The organism is Streptomyces sp. NPDC002835, assembly GCF_053591995.1.
Map to the genome: position 1 here is coordinate 62,323 of NZ_JBSFUW010000034.1, position 17,781 is coordinate 80,103.

Genomic DNA, 17,781 nt, shown 5'->3' on the forward strand with positions numbered 1-17,781 from the left:
GGCCGGTCGCGCCGCGACCGCGCCCGGCCCCAGCAGGAAGCAGAGAACGCATTGAACCTGGCCCAAGAAGCGATTCTCCTGGTCGGAGGCAAGGGCACCCGGCTGCGTCCGCTCACCGTCCGTACCCCGAAGCCGATGGTTCCGGCGGCCGGCGTCCCCTTCCTCACCCACCAGCTGGCACGGGCCCGGGCCGCGGGCGTCGAGCACATCGTCCTCGCCACCTCGTATCTGCCCGAGGTCTTCGAGCCGTACTTCGGCGACGGCTCCTCGCTCGGACTGCACCTGGAGTACGTGACGGAGGAGGAACCGCTCGGCACCGGCGGAGCCATCCGCAACGTCGCCTCCCGCCTGCGGTCCGGTCCCGACGAGCCGGTCCTCGTCTTCAACGGGGACATCCTCACCGGACTCGACATCAGGGCCCTCGTCGACACCCACGGTTCCACCGGCGCCGATGTCTCCCTCCACCTGACCCGCGTCGACGACCCGCGCGCCTTCGGCCTGGTGCCGACGGACGCGACCGGGCGCGTCACGGCGTTCCTGGAGAAGCCGCAGACGCCCGAGGAGATCGTCACCGACCAGATCAACGCGGGCGCCTATGTGTTCCGGCGTTCCGTCATCGACACGATCCCGGAGGGCCGGCCCGTCTCCGTCGAACGGGAGACCTTCCCCGAACTGCTGAGCTCCGGAGCGCACCTCCAGGGCATGGTCGACTCCACGTACTGGCTCGACCTCGGCACCCCGCACGCCTTCGTACGCGGCTCCGCCGACCTGGTCCTCGGCCGCGCCCCCTCGCCCGCCGTGCCCGGCCGGCGCGGCGACCGGCTGGTGCTGCCGTCCGCGACGGTGGCGCCCGGCGCGAAGCTCACCGGCGGCACGGTCGTCTGCGAGGGCGCACAGGTCGGCGAGGACGCCAGGATCGACGGCAGCACGATCCTGGCCGGCGCGGTCGTCGAGCCCGGTGCCGTGATCTCCGACTCACTCGTCGGCGCCGGCGCGCGCATCGGGGCGCGTACGTTCCTGTCCGGCGTGGTCGTCGGGGACGGCGCGGTCGTGGGCGAGGACAACGAGTTGAGGGACGGCGCGCGGGTGTGGTGCGACGCGGTGCTCCCGGCGGGCGCGGTCCGCTTCTCCTCCGACCAGTAGGGGCCGACCAGTAGCCTGGCCGCATGGCAGGGCGCTTCCGACCGGGTACGAGCCGCGTCACCGTACGCGGTGGCGCGGCACACGCGACCCCCGCCGTGGCTGCACGCACCCGGCGGTGGGCGCCGCCGTGGCCGCTCGACCTCGGCCTGACCCTCGGCCCGCTGCGGCGCGGCCCGGCCGACCCGACCTTCCGTACGACGCCCGACGGCTCCGTCTGGCGCGCCAGCCGCACACCCGCCGGTCCGGGCACGCTCCGGGTCACGATGCGGGCCGGCGCCGTCGAGGCGGAGGCGTGGGGGCCGGGCGCGGAGTGGCTGCTCGACGGGCTGCCCGACCTGCTCGGGGCGTCGGACGACACCGAGGCGTTCACCCCGCGGCACCGGCTGGTCGCCGCGGCCCAGCACCGCCGGCCGGGGCTGCGGCTGCTGCGGACCGGACTGGTGCTGGAGTCCCTGATCCCGTCGATCCTCGAGCAGAAGATCACCACGGACGAGGCGTACCGGGCCTGGCGGCTGCTGGTCCGCACGTACGGCGAACCGGCGCCGGGCCCCGACCACGGCATGTACGTCATGCCGGACCCGCGCACCTGGGCGCTCGTCCCCTCCTGGGAGTGGCACCGCGCCGGCGTCGACCACAAGCGCGCGTCGACGATCCTGCGCGCGGTGAAGGTCGCGCGCCGACTGGAGGAAGCGGCGGCGATGTCGCCCGAACAGGGCATGGCCCGGCTGGAGTTGATCCCCGGCATCGGCCCGTGGACCTCGGCGGAGGTTGTCCAGCGCAGCAACGGCGCGACGGACGCGGTCACGGTCGGCGACCTGCACCTGCCGAGGATCGTCGGCTACGCGCTCGCGGGCGAACGCGACACGGACGACGCGGCGATGCTGAAGCTGCTGTCCCCCTACGCGGGCCAACGCCACCGCGCGGCCCGCCTGATCCTCCTCGCGGGCCGCATCCCACCGCGCCGCGAGCCAAAGATGCGCCGCGTCGACATCGCCCAGTGGTGACGCCCGCTTCCGGGGGCGCCGGCCCCGGGGCCCTGCGCCTCAATCGCCGGCGGGGCTGGATGTGCCCGGCCTGGGGGTACTCCCCCTACGCCTGGCGGCGTGGGAGGTGCCCCCACCCACGGCCGCCAGGCCGTAGGGGGAGATTGAGGCCACCGCGCGGAGCGCGGTACCGGGGTCCGGGGCCTGCCCCGGTTTCGGGGAGGTGGGGGTCCCCCCGCGGCCGCCAGGCCGCAGGGGGAGGGTAGGGGAACAGCCCCGCGCAGCGGCCACCCCCGCCCCACCTCACCGCACCTCGATGAACCCCGAAGCCCCCCGCACCGCCCGCGCCTTCGGCGCCCCCGCCGCATGGCCGATCGCGACCGCCCCCATCGGGTCCCACCCGTCCGGCAGCGACAGCACCTCCCGGACCACGTCCCGGCAGAACATCGTCGAGGACACCCACGCCGACCCCAGCCGCTCGCCCGCCAGCGCGACGAGGAAGTTCTGCACGCCGGCGCCCGCCGCGACGACGAACATCTCGCGTTCGGCGGCGTCCCGGCGCTCGTCGCCGTAGGTGTGCGCGCCGTCGGTGACGAGGCACGGCACCGCCAGGTAGGGCGCGTTGCGCAGGACGTCCCCGCGGCGGACGCGCTTCGCGATGGACTCCTCGGACTTGCCGTCGCGCCGCAGGTCCGCGATCCACGCGTCGCGCATCGCGTCGAGGAGCCGCAGCCGCGACGCCGCCGATTCGAGCAGGACGAAGCGCCACGGCGTCGTGTGGTGCGGCGCCGGCGCCGTCACCGCGGCCGCGACCGCGCGCCGGACCGCGCCGCCGTCCACCGGTTCGTCGGTGAACTCCCGCACCGTACGGCGCAGCGTCACCGCCTCCCGTACGGCCTCCGAGGTCCCCAGCCGGAACATGTCGTCGGCCGCGCCGCGGACCAGCGCGCTCGCGCCGTCGTCGGTGCCGTCGACGACGTGCGGCAGGCCGCGTACGACGGCGACCGGCAGTCTGCTGGTCTTGCCCTTCACCAGGTCGCCGGCGGCGGCGAGTTCGTCGGCGGTGGCCACCACGGTCGCGCCGAGCGGATTGCCGTGGGCGTCGGTGCCGCCGCGCAGGTCGTCGAGGACGCGTACGCCCGCCGCGCCGATCGCGACGTCGGTGAGCCCGGCCCGCCAGGGCCGGCCGAAGGTGTCGGTGACGATGACGCCGATGTCGACGCCCAGCTCGTCCCGCAGCCCCTCGCGGATCGCGCGCGCGGAGGCGTCGGGGTCCTCGGGCAGCAACAGCACGGTCCCGGCGGGGGTGTTGGAGGCGTCGACCCCGGCGGCCGCCATCACCAGGCCCTGCCGGTTCTCGACGATGCGCAGGGCGCCGCGCCGGGCCACGACCCGGACGGTCTCCGCGTCGATCGCGGCCTCGCGGTCCGTCGCCTCGACGATCCGGCCCTCCGCCTTACTGACGATCTTGGAGGTGACGAGGAGCACGTCCCCGTCGGCCAGCCCCGGCGAGGTCGCGGCGATCAGCTTGGCGAGGTTGTCGCCGGGCCGGATCTCGCCGAGTCCGGGCAGCGCCCAGACCCGGTACGAGGCCGGGCTCACGCCCGTACCTCCTCGGCCAGCGCCAGCGCGGCTCGCGCCATCTCCGCGGTCGCGTCCACGTCGGTCATCATCAGCGGCACGGCCCGGCAGACGATGCCCGCCTCCTCGACGTCCGCGACCGCGGCCTCGTCGGCGGTGTCGACGAGCCAGCCGTCGAGCAGTCCGGAGCCGTAGTGCCGGGCGACGGCCGCCGCGGTCGCCTCGACGCCCACCGCGGCGAGTACCTTGTCGGCCATGCCGCGCACGGGCGCGCCGCCGACGATGGGGGAGAGGCCGACGACCGGTACACCGGCCTCGGCGATGGCCTCGCGGATGCCGGGCACGGCGAGGATGGTGCCGACGCTGACGACGGGGTTGGACGGCGGGAAGAGGATCACGTCCGCGGAGTCGATGGCCTCCAGCACTCCGGGCGCGGGCTTGGCCTGGTCCGCGCCGACCGGCACGACCGCCTCCGCGGCCACGGACGCCCGCAGCCGCACCCAGTACTCCTGGAAGTGGATGACCTTGCGTTCGCCGTCGGCCGTCACGGCGACGTGGGTCTCCACCCGGTCGTCGGACATCGGCAGCAGCCGTACGCCCGGCTGCCACCGGTCGCAGAGCGCCTCGGTGACGGCGCTGAGCGGATAGCCGGCGCTCAGCATCTGGGTACGGACGATGTGGGTGGCGAAGTCGCGGTCGCCGAGGCCGAACCACTCGGGGCCCACGCCGTAGGCCGCGAGTTCGCTCTTGACCTGGAAGGTCTCGTCCTGACGGCCCCAGCCCTGTTCCTCGTTGATGCCACCGCCGAGGGTGTACATCACGGTGTCGAGGTCGGGGCAGACCTTGAGGCCGAAGAGATGGATGTCGTCACCGGTGTTGCCGATCACCGTGACGTCCGCTTCGGGCGCGGCCTGCTTGAGACCGCGGAGGAAACGGGCGCCGCCGATACCGCCGGCCAGAACCACAATGCGCATGCCGCCATCCTTGCAGGTCCCCCGGCGGCGTCAGACGGGAACGGCCTCGGTGGCGCAGCTCGCGGCCGTGTGCATCGGCATCTCGGTCAGGCCCGGGTAGTAGACGTGCAGGCTCACGGCCGGTTCGAGGGAGTCGTTGACGACCTCGTGCGCGTAGCCCGGTGCGAAGACCCGCTGGGAGCCGGAGGCCAGCGACCGCTCGCCGCGCTCGGTGCGTTCGGTCAGCTCGCCCTGGAGGACGGTGAGGACTCCGGAGGAGGGGCCGTGGTCGTGCAGGCCGCTGCCCTGGCCGGGCACCCAGCTGAGCAGCCACACCTCGTAGCCGGGGCCGGTGCGCAGCCGGTGGTACCAGCGGGAGGTGGCGTCGTACTCGACGAGGTGCTCCCACTGTCCGCGGTCGGCGGCGATGGAGCGGGCGAGGCCGGCGAACTCGGCCACGGTGGCCGGATGCTCACGGGCGGGCTGGAGCAGGTGCTGTACGGCGAGGATGTCGCCGGCGATCTGGAGGTCGCTGTCGCTGTTCATGGGTGCGGGGGTTCCTCAGCAGGAGTGCATGGGGTGTCGCAGAGCGGAAAGGTGACGCAGGGTGCGAGAAGAAGCCGGAGCTCGGAGGCATCAACAGCTGGAACAGCAACAGCAACAGCGCGCCTGGACAGCGCTGCGGAACCCGCGGTGGCGGGTCGCGAGGGGCGCTGAGGTCGCTGGCATGGGATCAAAGGTGACTTGTCCGCTCGTCCACTGTCAACCCAATGACCGATTTGGCGGCAATGTTTCACCTTTTCCGGTCACCGGGGACGGAGAAAGGTTTGTGCAGCGGGGGAGACGGAGACATGCGGCAGCAGCTCCGTCTGTAAACGTCACGGCGGCTCGAAGTGATCGGACTGTGATCCGGATCGCTTCGCGGGTTCGACCGAAACAAGATCGATGCCTGTGGCGTCTTCCCCTTCGAGGGTGGCGGGGTGTGGAGCAGGCCGCTGGCATGTGTCACCTTTTTGGTGATTTGCACACTTTCCGCATAGCCTTGGTTCCGCAGAGTGAATACCGGGCCCAATAGCAGATCTCAGCTTGACTGGCCCGGAGCTACACACTTGTAATTTCACTCGTGTCGTTCGGCCGAAATCGATCGCGGCAACATCACGGGGACGCAAAGACAGACGAGGGGCGCACATGACCGAGCTGTTCGAACAACTGCTGGTCGAGGACGCGGACGAGGAACTCGGCTGGCAGGAGCGCGCGTTGTGCGCCCAGACCGATCCCGAGTCCTTCTTCCCCGAGAAGGGCGGCTCCACCCGCGAGGCGAAGAAGGTCTGCCTCGCCTGCGAGGTCCGCTCCGAGTGTCTCGAATACGCCCTGAACAACGACGAGAGATTCGGAATCTGGGGCGGACTTTCCGAGCGGGAGCGCCGGCGGCTCAAGAAGGCCGCCGTCTGAACCGCCGCCCGATCGGCAGCCCGCTCGTCCGGCGAAACGGCACAACCGCGTCAATCAGGTATATAGCGAACGGTCCGCCGTCTGTGGGTTGTCCACAGGCTGCGGACCGTCGACATGTCAGCCGTTAGTGTGGGGCCCCGTCCGTGACGCATCACAGCCCCTACGGGGCGACCCCGGCCGGAGGGCCCGTACCTCAATGTCCGCCACCACAGCCGCGTTTGTTCCGGCAGCCGCGCCCGAGTTCCCGCGGCACGTCGTCACCGCCGTGCTCGTCTCCCACGACGGCGCACGCTGGCTCCCCGACGCCCTCGCCGGACTGATCGGCCAGGAACGCCCCGTACAGAACGTCGTCGCGGCCGACACCGGCAGCGCCGACGACTCCGCGCAGCTGCTCACCGACGCCCTCGGCGCCGACCGCGTGCTGCACCTCGCCCGCCGCACCGGCTTCGGCACCGCCGTCGAGGAGGCCGTCCGCACCGCCGGCGTCCTCACCGCCGACGATCTGCCGTATCTGAAGCGCCCCAGCGGCTGGGACCCGGTCACCAGGACGTGGCACGACGAGGCGTACGAGATGCCCGAGCTCCCGCACGGCGAGCCCGTGCAGTGGCTGTGGCTCCTCCACGACGACTGCGCGCCCGAGCCCGACGCCCTCGCCGAACTGCTGCGCGTCGCCGACTCCGACGCGTACGCCGCGGTCGTCGGCCCCAAGCTGCGCGGCTGGTACGACCGCAGGCAGCTCCTCGAGACCGGCGTCTCCATCGCCAACAGCGGACGCCGCTGGACCGGACTCGACCGCCGCGAGCAGGACCAGGGCCAGCACGACCAGGTCCGCTCCGTGCTGTCCGTCTCCTCCGCCGGCATGCTCATCCGCCGGGACGTCTTCGAGGAACTCGGCGGCTTCGACCGGCGGCTGCCCCTCATGCGCGACGACGTCGACCTGTGCTGGCGCGCCCACTCGGCCGGCCACCGCGTCCTCATCGCCCCCGACGCCGTCCTGCGGCACGCGGAGGCCGCCGCCCGCGAGCGCCGCACCGTCGACTGCGCCGGCCGGTCCGTCGCCAGCCCGCACCGCGTCGACAAGGCGGGCGCGGTCTACACCCTGCTCACCAACACCCGTGGCGCCGCACTGCCGTACGTACTGCTGCGCGTCGTCCTCGGCACCATGCTGCGCACCCTCGCCTATCTCGTCGGCAAGGTGCCCGGGCAGGCCGTCGACGAGGTCATGGGCCTCTTCGCGGTACTGCTGCGCCCCGAGCGCGTCCTGGCCGGGCGGCGCAGACGGTCCCGGCGGGCGGTCGAGGCCGCGGAACTGCGGCCCCTGTTCCCGCCGCCCGGCGCGACGGTCCGCGCCACGATCGAGCAGGTCGTCTCCAACTTCGGCGGCTCCGACGCGGACTCGGGCGGCTCCCGCCACGGCGCCGTCGAGTCCGGACCCGGCGGCGACGACGCCGACTTCATGGAGATCGAGCAGTTCGCCAGGCTCAAGAAGATCGCCCGCAAGCCGGCCCCACTCCTCTTCGCCGTGCTGCTCGTCGTCTCCCTCGTGGCCTGCCGCGGACTCTTCGCCGGCGGCGCACTGGCCGGCGGCGCCCTGCTGCCCGCGCCCCCGGACGTCTTCGACCTCTGGGGCCGGTACGCGGACGGCTGGCACCCCATCGGCACCGGCGGCACGCAGACCGCGCCGCCCTACCTCGCCGTCCTCGCGGTGCTCTCCGCGCTGTTCCTCGGTTCCACCGGCCTCGCGCTGACCGTGCTGCTCGTCTGCTCGGTCCCGCTCGCCGGCCTCACCGCCTACTTCGCCTCCCGGCCCATCGTCGAGTCCCGGCTGCTGCGGGCCTGGGCGAGCGTCGCCTACGCCTTCCTGCCCGCAGCCACCGGCGCGCTGGCCACCGGGCGGCTGGGCACCGCCGTCCTCGCCGTCGTCCTGCCGCTCATCGCCCGCACGGCCGTCGCCGCCCACGGGCTGCGCGTCACGGGCGGCGGCCGCGGCAGCTGGCGGGCAACCTGGGCGTACGCGCTGCTGCTCACCTTCGCGATGGCGTTCACCCCGATCGTGTGGCCGATCGCCGTGGTCCTCGGCATCGCCGTCCTGGTGCTGCGGCGCGACGACATCACGGCCTACGGGCTGCGTTTCGTCGCCGCCGTCGGCACCCCCGTGCTCGTCCTCGCCCCCTGGTCGCTCTCTCTGCTCACCGGACCCGCCGGCTTCTTCCGCGAGGCCGGACTCGCCTACGACGGCGGCGCGGCGAGCGCCACCGACCTGCTCGGCATCAGCCCCGGCGGGCCGGGAACCGTCGGCGGCATCCTGATGATCGGCATCGTGCTGGCCGCGCTGGGCGCCCTGCTGCGCGAGGAGCGGCAGTTCGCGATCCGCGCCGCCTGGGCGGTCGCGCTGGTCGCCCTGGTGCTCGCGGCCCTCGTCAACGGCTCCGGTGACGGCGGCACCGGCTGGGCCGGCCCCGCGACGCTCGTCTACGGCATCGCACTGCTCGCGGCCGCCGTGCTCGGCGCCGAGGGCGGCCGCACCCGTGTCGCCGCCCAGAGCTTCGGCTGGCGGCAGCCGGTCGCCGCCCTCGTCGCGCTGGCCGCCGGCCTGGCCCCCGTGATCGCCGCGGCGAACTGGATGGTCGGCGGCGCGGGCGGCCCGCTCGAGCGGCGCGACCCGGTCCAGGTGCCTGCGTTCGTCGCCGAGGAGAGCGACACCCAGGACCAGCCGCGCACCCTGGTGCTCGGCGGCGCCTCGGCCGCCAAGGTCTCGTACACGCTCGTACGCGGCTCCGGCGGCCGCCTCGGCGACGCCGAGCTCACCGAGGCGGCCGGCGACGACGCCCGCCTCGACAAGATCGTCGCCAACCTCGTCGCGGGCTCCGGCGCCGACCAGACCAGCCAGCTCAGCGGCTACGCGATCCGGTACGTGCTGGTGCGCGACGGCGCCCCCCGCGAGACCAGCAGCGTCCTCGACGCCACACCCGGACTGAGCCGGCTCAGCCAGCTCGACGGCAGCGCGCTGTGGCGGGTGGACCGCCAGGTCGCCCGCGCCACAATCGTGAACGGCGAGGACGAACCGCTGCCGGTCGCCTCCGACGCAGTGGAGGCGCACGCCAAGATCCCCGTCGGCGGTTCGGGGCGCATCCTGCGCATCGCCGACCGCGCCGACGAGGGCTGGCAGGCCACTCTCGACGGACGCCCGCTCAAGAAGACCACGGTCGACGGCTGGGCCCAGGGCTTCGAGCTGCCCGCGCAGGGCGGCCGCCTGGAGCTGACGTTCGAGGCCCCGGCCACGCACACGGCCTGGATCTGGACCCAGGGCTTCCTGGCACTGGTGCTCGTGGTGCTCGCCCTCCCCGGGCGGCGCCGGGAGATCGACGACGACCTGCCGGACGAGCCGGCCGCCGTACCGGACCAGCCGGTGTCCGGCGAGGGCCGCAGGGCACGCAGGCTGCGCGCCCAGGAGGCGGAGGCCGCCGGCGATCCCGTGGAGCCGCAGCCGGACCCGCGGGGCGCGGAGCAGCCGGCGCCGTACGCGTCGGTGCCGCAGCAGCAGCCCGGCGAGTGGGACGCGCAGACGTACGCCGGCACCGACGCCGGCTACGGGGCGCCGTACGGCCAGGGCGGGTACCAGGACGCCCCGTACGGCGACGGCCAGGGCTACGCGGACGGCCAGGGCTACGGCGACGGGCAGCAGCAGTACGGCGGCGACCGGGCGTACGGCGACGCCCAGTACCAGCAGCCGTACCAGTCCGACCAGTACCAGGGCGGGTCCTACGGCGACGGGCAGCAGTACCAGCCGTACCCGCAGGACGGCCAGTACCAGCCCGACAGCTCCTACGGGCAGGACGGGCAGTACGACCCGTACTACGGCGGACCCGACGGGGCCCCGGACGGCGACCCGTACCCAGAACCCCCGGCGCAAGCCCCCGGCACGACGCGAGGCGAGTCTGAGTGAAGCGCACGACCATCTCCCTGATCGCGGTCGCCACGGCCCTCGCCGCGGTCACCGGCTTCGCCTCCCTCACGGCGCCCGGCGGCGAGGCCGAGCCGGCGGCCGCCGCTCCGGCCCGCCTGCCCGTCGAGCGCACCAGCCTGCTGTGTCCGGCGCCCAGCAGCTCGGACCTGGCGGAGACGCGGTACACGTCCTTCACGCCCGCCGCGGAGGGTGGCGCGTCGAAGCAGCGGTCCGGAGAGGAAGCGGCGGAGGCGGACGCGGCCGAACTGCGGCCGTCCGCGGTCACCCTGGCCGACCCCGATCCCGACGCGGACAAGGACGACGAGGACGGCGAGGGCAAGGAGGACGAGGCGAAGAAGCCCGCCTCGGAGAAGCCTTTCCTCGCCCTCAAGGAGCCCGGCAAGCCCGTCTCCGCCGACGAGGACGGCGGCCAGGCCCCGGCGCTCGTCGGCACGGCCACCGGCAGCCTCGCCCCCGGCTGGACGGCGCAGCAGACCACCACGGTGTCCGCGGGCAGCGGCCGCGGCCTGCTCGGCGTCAGCTGCACCGCGCCGGACACCGACTTCTGGTTTCCCGGCGCCTCGCTCGCCGACAAGCGCCAGGACTATGTGCACCTGACCAACCCGGACGAGGCCACGGCCGTCGTCGACATCGAGCTCCACGGCAAGGACGGCGCCCTCAAGAGCACCGTGGCCGAGGGCATCCCGGTCCCCGGCGGAGCCGGTGTCCCGGTGCTGCTGTCGACGCTCACAGACGCCGAGGCCGAGGACGTCACCGTGCACGTCACCACCCGCACCGGCCGGGTCGGCGCCGTCGTGCGGTCCGTGGACGAGAACGCCGGCAGCGACTGGCTCAGCGCCTCCGCCGACCCCGCCGGCACCGCCGTCCTCCCCGGCATCCCGGCCGACGCGACCTCCGTCCAGCTCGTGGCCTTCGCACCCGGGGACAACGACGCGGAGCTGAAGGTGCAGCTCGCGGGCGCCACCGGCACGATCACCCCGGCCGGACACGAGACGCTGCACGTCAAGTCCGGCATGACGGCGAGCGTCGACCTGAAGGACGTCACCCGCGGCGAGCCGGGATCGCTGATCCTCAGCCCCGCGGAGGGCGGCACGGCAAGTGAGGTGGTGGCCGCGCTGCGCGTGACGCGCGGCAAGGGCGACGACAAGGAGATCGCGTTCATCCCGGCCGTCGCGCCGGTGGGCGAGCGCGCCACGGTCGCCGACAACCGGGCCAAGGGGTCCCGGCTGTCACTGACGGCGCCGGACAAGGACGCGAAGGTGAAGGTGACCGCGTCCGCGGGCACGGAGGGCGGCGCCCAGGTCGTCAAGGAGTTCACCGTGAAGGCGGGCACGACATCGGCGGTCCCCGCACCCGCGCCGACCGGCCTCAAGGGCGCATACGCGCTCACGGTGGAGACGGTGTCGGGCGGGCCGGTGCACGCGTCGCGGATGCTGGAGATCCCTGAGGGCGGCATCCCGATGTTCACGGTGCAGACGCTGCCGGACGACCGGGGGACGGTCGCGGTGCCGGAGGCGGAGCAGGACCTCTCGGTGCTGGACGACTGAGGCCGGCCGGCGCTGCGAGGGTGGGCCGGTGGTGGGCGTCAGTCCTGCCCGTACCGCGGGTCGACCGACTCCGGGGCCAGCCCGAGCAGCTCCGCGACCTGCTCGACGACCACTTCGTGTACGAGGAGTGCTCGTTCGTCGCGGTTCTTTGTCCGGATCTCTACGGGCCGGCGATAGACCATGATCCGTGCGGGCTGGTCCTTGGCGGCGGGGACGGCACTGCCCAGGGGCACCGAATCGTCGGGCGTGCTTGGCACCTCCAGCACCAGGAAGTCGACGTCGGCGAGCTGCGGCCAGTGCCGCTCCAGCCGCTCCACCGAGTCCTGGACCAGGTCACGGAAGGTCTCGGCGCGGCTGGCAGCGAGCGGCACCTGCGGCGGGGCCACCGGACCGCGCATACCTCGTCCGTGCCGGTCGCGGCGGCGGGTCCTCGGCTCTGCCGGTCGGGGGGGTACAGGACTGTCCATCACTGACGCAGGGTAGCTCTCCGGGGCCGGTGGCGATCGACAGCCTGTCGCCGGCCGCAGGTATGTCGCTAATTGAACATTCCGGCCAATGTTGGGCTCGATTCAACGGCTCTCGTGATCGGCGCTCTCGACACGATTGACCCGAATCGCTCCAACTCGTGACCGCACGGCGTGTGGCCTTCGCCCGTGTGGTTCTCTTTCCCTGCAGGTCAGGCCAGTTGCTCGAGCTGCCGATATGTTCGATGTCACACGACGACACGGGGGAGTGACCTGGTGGAGAGTCGTCGCAGCCCGCTCAAGAGTGCGGTACCGTCCAACGTCGTGAGCCCTGTACGTCGCTGTTCGCGCACCGCGTGCGGCCGCCCTGCCGTCGCGACACTGACGTACGTCTATGCCGACTCGACTGCGGTCCTCGGTCCGCTCGCCACCTACGCCGAGCCCCACTGCTACGACCTGTGCGCCGAACACAGTGAGCGGCTGACGGCCCCGCGCGGCTGGGAGGTAGTACGGCTCACCGACGGCTCCGCCCCCGCCCGCCCCAGCGGCGACGATCTCGAAGCCCTGGCGAACGCGGTCCGCGAGGCGGCACGGCCCCGGGGACGTACGGCGGAAGCGGGCGGTACCGGCGGCCGGCGCTCCGCGGACCCGATGGAGGTCGCGCGCCGCGGCCATCTGCGGGTGCTGCGTTCCCCCGACTCCTGACCGGCCCCCCTCACGGCACACGTGCCCCCGTCCCGACATGCTCCCGTCCCGCGCGACGGCTTTGCGACAGGGGCGGTCGGCCACCCTCCGCCGTCCGGGTACTTTGTGGTGACCGTATGGACTTCAGAAGGGGTTGGGCAGTGGCTGCTGATCTGTCGCAGATCGTGAAGGCGTACGACGTCCGCGGGGTGGTGCCGGATCAGTGGGACGAGTCGCTCGCGGAACTGTTCGGGGCCGCCTTCGTCCAGGTGACCGACGCGGACGCGATCGTGGTCGGCCATGACATGCGGCCGTCCTCGCCCGGCCTGTCGGGCGCGTTCGCCCGTGGCGCCGCGGCCCGTGGCGCCGACGTCACCCTCATCGGACTGTGCTCCACCGATCAGCTCTACTTCGCCTCCGGACACCTCGGGCTGCCCGGGGCCATGTTCACGGCCTCGCACAACCCGGCGCAGTACAACGGCATCAAGATGTGCCGGGCCGGCGCGGCCCCCGTCGGCCAGGACACCGGCCTGGCGGACATCCGCGAGCTCGTCGAAACCTGGTCCGAGCAGGGCGCGCCCGCCCCGGCGGCGACGCCGGGCAGCGTGACCGAGCGCGACACGCTCACCGACTACGCGGCCCACCTGCTCTCCCTCGTCGACCTGTCGGCCATGCGGCCCCTGAAGGTCGTCGTCGACGCGGGCAACGGCATGGGCGGCCACACGGTCCCCACGGTCTTCGAGTCCCTGCCGCTCACCCTCGTCCCGATGTACTTCGAGCTGGACGGCACCTTCCCCAACCACGAGGCGAACCCGCTCGACCCCGCCAACATCGTCGACCTCCAGGCCCGTGTGCGCGCCGAGGGCGCCGACCTGGGCCTCGCCTTCGACGGCGACGCGGACCGCTGCTTCGTCGTCGACGAGCGGGGCGAGGGCATCTCCCCGTCGGCGATCACCGCCCTCGTCGCCTCTCGCGAACTCGCCAAGCACGCCGGCGGCACGGTCATCCACAACCTGATCACCTCGTGGTCGGTCCCGGAGGTCGTACGCGAGAACGGCGGCACCCCGGTGCGCACCCGGGTCGGGCACTCCTTCATCAAGGAGGAGATGGCCCGCACCGGCGCGATCTTCGGCGGCGAGCACTCGGCGCACTACTATTTCCGCGACTTCTGGAACGCCGACACGGGCATGCTCGCCGCCCTCCACGTCCTGGCGGCGCTGGGCTCCCAGGACGGCACGCTGTCCGAACTGGTCGCGCAGTACGACCGCTACGCGGCATCCGGCGAGATCAACTCCAAGGTCGCGGACCAGGCCGGCCGCGCGGCAGCGGTGAAGGACGCGTTCGCCACCCGCGAGGGCGTCGAGGCCGACGAACTGGACGGACTGACGGTGACGGCCGCCGACTGGTGGTTCAACCTCCGCGCCTCGAACACGGAGCCCCTGCTGCGCCTGAACGTCGAGGCGCGCGACGAGGCGACGATGTCCAAGATCCGCGACGAGGTCCTGGCACTGATCCGGGCCTGACGCCCGCGGGGCGGGGCCGTGCCCTGCCGGGGCGGCCTGCGCGTTGCCGGGGGTGTGCCCGCACCTTCCGGGGGCGGCCTTCGCCTGCTGGACGGCCCGTTCCCGCCCGTACGGGCAGGGGACCGGCCGCGTTGCCACGGCCGCTGACCGGGGCGGCGGGCCCTGCCCGTATCGGGGTCGGGCCGCCTCGCCCCGGTCGCCTGGCCGTGCGCCGTCCTGTGCGCGGCCGCGCCGCGCGTCTCCGGTGCGTTGCCTTGGCCGGGCGGTCGGGTGTTCGTTCCCGGGCACCTGGCCTGTGGGCTGCCGCGTCGGCTGGCTCCGGTGCACTCCCCGTTCGTACTCGGCCATGTCCGGCCGGGCAGCCGAGCCGCCGCCCGCACTGGCGGCGGCCGGCCGCCCCGGTCGCCTGGCCGTGCGCCGTGCTGTACGCCGCCGGGCCGGCTCCGGTGCGTGTCGGGCGGCACCCGAGTCGTGTCCGGTCGGCCCCGGGCCGTGCCCGGCCCGGCGCTCCGTACGGCGTCGTCCGTCCACGCCGTACCCAGAACGAGCCGCACCCCGCCCCCCGGCGGTAGGCTGACGACGCCTGATCCGCCAGACCGTGACCGTATGTCCGACGCGATCGCCATCGCCATCGCACCGTCGGCCTGCGGCATGCCCGAAGGGACACCGCTCTTATGCCGCTCGAAGCCGGCCTCCTGGAGATCCTCGCCTGCCCGGCCTGCCACGCCCCGCTCGACGACCGCACGGCAGCCGACACGCCCGAGCTGATCTGCACCGGCAAGGACTGCGGCCTCGCCTACCCGGTCAGGGACGGCATCCCCGTCCTGCTCGTCGACGAGGCACGCCGCCCGGCGTGAGGCGGGACGGCGGGAGGGCCCCGCGACCGGACCGAGCGTCCGGCGGCGGGTCCTCCGGCCGATCGTGTCCGGTACGACCGAGTCCCTGACAACCGCACAAGACCCCCCGCCCGCGTACGGCGATCGGAGGCCCACCCTCATGCTCGACGAGTCGCTCCTCGACGCTCCGGACGCCCTGGCCCGCGCCGACCGCCGGGGCCTGTTGCGTGGCGCGGCGGAGGCCGGGGCCCGCGTACGCGCGGCGGCCAGGCACGCCGACGAAGCCGGAATCGCCGAACTCACCCCCGAGGGCCGGCCGCGGGCCGTCCTCGTCGCGGGCCCCGGCACCGCAGCCCTCGGCGTCGCGGACCTCGTCGGCGCTCTCGCCGGCGCCTCCGCGCCCGTCATCCCGCTCCGCCCCACCGGCGTCGCCCACGCCGCCGGAGCCCTGCGCTGGGCCATGCCCGGCTGGGCCGGGTCGGTCGACCTGCTGCTCCTCGTGACCACCGACGGCAGCGAGCCGGGCCTCGCGCTGCTTGCCGAGCAGGCGTACCGGCGCGGCTGCACCGTCGTCTCCGTCGCACCGCAGCGCTCGCCGCTCTCCGAGGCGGTCGACGGCATCCACGGCCTCGCCGTGCCGATGGCCACCGCGCCGTACGAGGAGGCGTACGAGGAGGTCCAGGCGGCCGCCCCCGGCGCGCTCTGGGCGCTGTTCACGCCCCTGCTCGCGCTCCTCGACCGGGTCGGGCTGCTCGACGCCCCGCCGGAGATGCTGGCCAAGGTCGCCGACCGTCTCGACACCACGGCGGAGCGCTGCGGCCCCGCCGTCGCCACGTACAGCAACCCGGCCAAGACGCTGGCCGCGGACCTCGCCGACAGCCTGCCCCTCATCTGGACCGAGGGCGCCGGCGCCGCTCCGGCGGGCAGACGCTTCGCCGCGGTCCTGGCCGAGCTCGCCGGCCGGCCCGCGCTCGCCGCCGAGCTGCCGGAGGCGCTGCCCGCCCACGGCGTGCTCCTCGCGGGCGACTTCGCGGCCGGCGCCGATCCGGACGACTTCTTCCGCGACCGGGTCGACGAGCCACAGGCGCTGCGGGCCCGCGTCGTACTGCTGCGCGACCGCCCGGTCGGCAGCCTCACGGCGGCGCCCGCCGCCCGCGAACTGGCGCTCAGCCACGACACACCCATCAGCGAGCTCGAACCGGAGGACGGCTCGGAGCTCGAGTCGATCGCGGAGCTGCTGGCCATCACCGATTTCGCCGCCGTTTACCTGGCCATCGCGGCGTCGGGCAATCATCCGGTCTAGACGTACCCGCCGCCGCACCGCAGGTGACGCCCCGGCGCGCCACGAACGCACGGTCGCCGACGACCGCAGGGGCGCCCTGGCCCGTACCGACCGCACTGCCGCACTGCCGCACCGCCGCACCGACGAATGACCAAGGAAGATCATGGACCGCCTCGCCAACACTGTGCGCCCCTACGCCTGGGGGTCCACCACCGCCATTCCGGAGCTGCTCGGCGTCGCCCCCACCGGTGAGCCGCAGGCCGAGATGTGGATGGGTGCCCACCCCGGGGCGCCGTCCCGCGTCACCCGTGGCGCCGAGGCGGAGCAGCCCCTCTCCGAGGTCATCGCCGCCGCGCCAGAACGGGAGCTGGGCGAGGCGGCCGTCGCCAAGTTCGGCCCGCGGCTGCCCTTCCTCCTCAAGCTCCTCGCGGCCGGCGCCCCGCTCTCCCTCCAGGTCCACCCCGACCTCGCCCAGGCGAGGGACGGCTACGGAGCCGAGGAGAACGCCGGCGTCCCCCTCGACGCGCCGCACCGCAACTACAAGGACGCCAACCACAAGCCGGAACTGGTCTGCGCGCTCACGCCGTTCGACGGCCTGTGCGGCTTCCGTCCCGCCGCCGCGGCGGCCGAGCTGCTCGCCGGTCTCGAGGTCGACTCCCTGAAGCCGTACGTCGACCTGCTGCACGCCCAGCCGGAGGAGGCCGCGCTCCGCGAGGTGCTCACCGCCGTACTGACCGCGGACCCGCAGGACATGGCCGCCACCGTCGCGGCGGCCGCCGCGGCCGCCGAACGGCTCGGCGGCGACTACACCCCGTACGCCGCGATCGCGCACCACTACCCCGGCGATCCCGGCGTCATCGCGGCCATGCTGCTCAACCACGTACAACTCCAGCCCGGCGAGGCGCTGTTCCTCGGTGCCGGGGTTCCGCACGCCTATCTCGACGGCCTCGGCGTCGAGATCATGGCCAACTCGGACAACGTGCTGCGCTGCGGTCTGACGCCCAAGCACGTGGACGTGCCCGAACTCCTGCGCATCGTCCGGTTCGAGGCGACCGAGCCCGGCATCCTGCGCCCCGAGGTGTCACCCTCCGGCGAGGAGGTCTACGACACCCCGATCGACGAGTTCCGGCTGTCGCGCTACGTCCTCGCGCCCGACGCGGAGCCCTGCGACGTGACCGCGTCCACGCCGCAGATCCTGCTGTGCACGGCGGGCCGCGTCACCGCCGGTGAACTGACCCTGGCGCCGGGCGAGTCGGCGTTCGTGCCCGCCGGTGAGAAGGCGGAGATCTCGGGCGCGGACGGCGGCGCCGGTACCGTCTTCCGCGCGACTGTGGTGGCCTGACTCGGCACCGCGCGGGGGTGCTGC

At 73.7% G+C, this 17,781-nt stretch carries 14 protein-coding genes; 10 read left to right on the plus strand and 4 right to left on the minus strand.

The genetic code is table 11. The features are described 5' to 3' along the window. The first annotated feature begins 51 nt into the window (after positions 1-51). Together ACWD01_RS28895 and ACWD01_RS28900 are read left to right on the plus strand one after the other, a co-directional pair. Positions 52-1,143: a sugar phosphate nucleotidyltransferase gene (locus tag ACWD01_RS28895; RefSeq protein WP_451165749.1), complete on the plus strand. Its 1,092-nt coding sequence runs from the start codon at positions 52-54 to the stop codon at positions 1,141-1,143. Between the two features lie 23 nt (positions 1,144-1,166). Next, positions 1,167-2,147, plus strand: coding sequence for a DNA-3-methyladenine glycosylase family protein (locus tag ACWD01_RS28900; RefSeq protein ID WP_451165751.1), 981 nt, complete (start codon positions 1,167-1,169; stop codon positions 2,145-2,147). Positions 2,148-2,429: 282 nt separating this feature from the next. Here the strand turns inward: ACWD01_RS28900 and ACWD01_RS28905 are convergent, their stop codons facing one another. The 3 genes from ACWD01_RS28905 to ACWD01_RS28915 are packed head-to-tail and all read right to left on the minus strand — an operon-like array spanning position 2,430 to position 5,206. Beyond that, positions 2,430-3,728: a coenzyme F420-0:L-glutamate ligase gene (locus ACWD01_RS28905; protein ID WP_451165753.1), complete on the minus strand. Its 1,299-nt coding sequence runs from the start codon at positions 3,726-3,728 to the stop codon at positions 2,430-2,432. Continuing rightward, positions 3,725-4,681, minus strand: coding sequence for a 2-phospho-L-lactate transferase (gene cofD / locus ACWD01_RS28910; RefSeq protein WP_451165755.1), 957 nt, complete (start codon positions 4,679-4,681; stop codon positions 3,725-3,727). Before cofD ends, ACWD01_RS28905 begins: the two co-directional genes overlap by 4 nt. Before the next feature lie 30 nt (positions 4,682-4,711). Further along, a complete protein-coding gene (locus ACWD01_RS28915; RefSeq protein WP_451165757.1) occupies positions 4,712-5,206 on the minus strand; it encodes a cysteine dioxygenase in 495 nt (164 codons plus the stop codon). 642 nt (positions 5,207-5,848) lie between these two features. On the opposite strand from ACWD01_RS28915, the gene ACWD01_RS28920 reads away from it, so the two are divergent. The 3 genes from ACWD01_RS28920 to ACWD01_RS28930 all read left to right on the plus strand — a co-directional run bounded on the left by ACWD01_RS28920 (position 5,849) and on the right by ACWD01_RS28930 (position 11,626). Continuing rightward, positions 5,849-6,112 carry a WhiB family transcriptional regulator gene (locus ACWD01_RS28920; protein ID WP_053557226.1) on the plus strand — a complete coding sequence of 88 codons (264 nt, stop codon included), beginning with the start codon at positions 5,849-5,851 and terminating at the stop codon, positions 6,110-6,112. A gap of 196 nt (positions 6,113-6,308) precedes the next feature. Next, a complete protein-coding gene (locus ACWD01_RS28925; RefSeq protein WP_451165759.1) occupies positions 6,309-10,058 on the plus strand; it encodes a glycosyltransferase in 3,750 nt (1,249 codons plus the stop codon). After that, a complete protein-coding gene (locus ACWD01_RS28930) occupies positions 10,055-11,626 on the plus strand; it encodes a DUF5719 family protein (RefSeq protein ID WP_451165760.1) in 1,572 nt (523 codons plus the stop codon). Before ACWD01_RS28925 ends, ACWD01_RS28930 begins: the two co-directional genes overlap by 4 nt. 38 nt (positions 11,627-11,664) lie before the next feature. Here ACWD01_RS28930 and ACWD01_RS28935 read toward each other — a convergent pair whose 3' ends face one another. Next, complete coding sequence (locus tag ACWD01_RS28935) at positions 11,665-12,093, minus strand: metallopeptidase family protein (RefSeq protein WP_451165762.1); 429 nt, start codon at positions 12,091-12,093, stop codon at positions 11,665-11,667. A 273-nt stretch (positions 12,094-12,366) separates the two neighbouring features. Between ACWD01_RS28935 and ACWD01_RS28940 the strand changes: the two genes are divergently transcribed. From ACWD01_RS28940 to manA, 5 genes are all read left to right on the plus strand, one after another. Then, positions 12,367-12,795: a DUF3499 domain-containing protein gene (locus ACWD01_RS28940; protein WP_451165764.1), complete on the plus strand. Its 429-nt coding sequence runs from the start codon at positions 12,367-12,369 to the stop codon at positions 12,793-12,795. A gap of 140 nt (positions 12,796-12,935) precedes the next feature. Next, positions 12,936-14,297: a phosphomannomutase/phosphoglucomutase gene (locus tag ACWD01_RS28945; protein WP_451165766.1), complete on the plus strand. Its 1,362-nt coding sequence runs from the start codon at positions 12,936-12,938 to the stop codon at positions 14,295-14,297. Between the two features lie 674 nt (positions 14,298-14,971). After that, positions 14,972-15,154, plus strand: coding sequence for a Trm112 family protein (locus ACWD01_RS28950; RefSeq protein WP_100107426.1), 183 nt, complete (start codon positions 14,972-14,974; stop codon positions 15,152-15,154). Positions 15,155-15,293: 139 nt separating this feature from the next. Next, positions 15,294-16,436, plus strand: a complete 1,143-nt coding sequence (locus tag ACWD01_RS28955) for an SIS domain-containing protein (RefSeq protein WP_451165768.1) — start codon at positions 15,294-15,296, stop codon at positions 16,434-16,436. Positions 16,437-16,578: 142 nt separating this feature from the next. Next, positions 16,579-17,757, plus strand: a complete 1,179-nt coding sequence (manA, locus tag ACWD01_RS28960; protein ID WP_451165769.1) for a mannose-6-phosphate isomerase, class I — start codon at positions 16,579-16,581, stop codon at positions 17,755-17,757. The last annotated feature ends 24 nt before the right edge of the window (positions 17,758-17,781 follow it).

What these genes read in the sequence shown, in the direction of transcription:
- ACWD01_RS28920 (WP_053557226.1), top strand. Translation starts at nt 5,849, where the DNA reads ATGACCGAGCTGTTCGAACAACTGCTGGTCGAGGACGCGGACGAGGAA.
- ACWD01_RS28955 (WP_451165768.1), top strand. Translation starts at nt 15,294, where the DNA reads ATGCTCGACGAGTCGCTCCTCGACGCTCCGGACGCCCTGGCCCGCGCC.
- ACWD01_RS28935 (WP_451165762.1), bottom strand. Translation starts at nt 12,093, where the DNA reads ATGGACAGTCCTGTACCCCCCCGACCGGCAGAGCCGAGGACCCGCCGC.
- ACWD01_RS28900 (WP_451165751.1), top strand. Translation starts at nt 1,167, where the DNA reads ATGGCAGGGCGCTTCCGACCGGGTACGAGCCGCGTCACCGTACGCGGT.
- manA (WP_451165769.1), top strand. Translation starts at nt 16,579, where the DNA reads ATGGACCGCCTCGCCAACACTGTGCGCCCCTACGCCTGGGGGTCCACC.
- ACWD01_RS28915 (WP_451165757.1), bottom strand. Translation starts at nt 5,206, where the DNA reads ATGAACAGCGACAGCGACCTCCAGATCGCCGGCGACATCCTCGCCGTA.
- cofD (WP_451165755.1), bottom strand. Translation starts at nt 4,681, where the DNA reads ATGCGCATTGTGGTTCTGGCCGGCGGTATCGGCGGCGCCCGTTTCCTC.
- ACWD01_RS28950 (WP_100107426.1), top strand. Translation starts at nt 14,972, where the DNA reads ATGCCGCTCGAAGCCGGCCTCCTGGAGATCCTCGCCTGCCCGGCCTGC.
- ACWD01_RS28925 (WP_451165759.1), top strand. Translation starts at nt 6,309, where the DNA reads ATGTCCGCCACCACAGCCGCGTTTGTTCCGGCAGCCGCGCCCGAGTTC.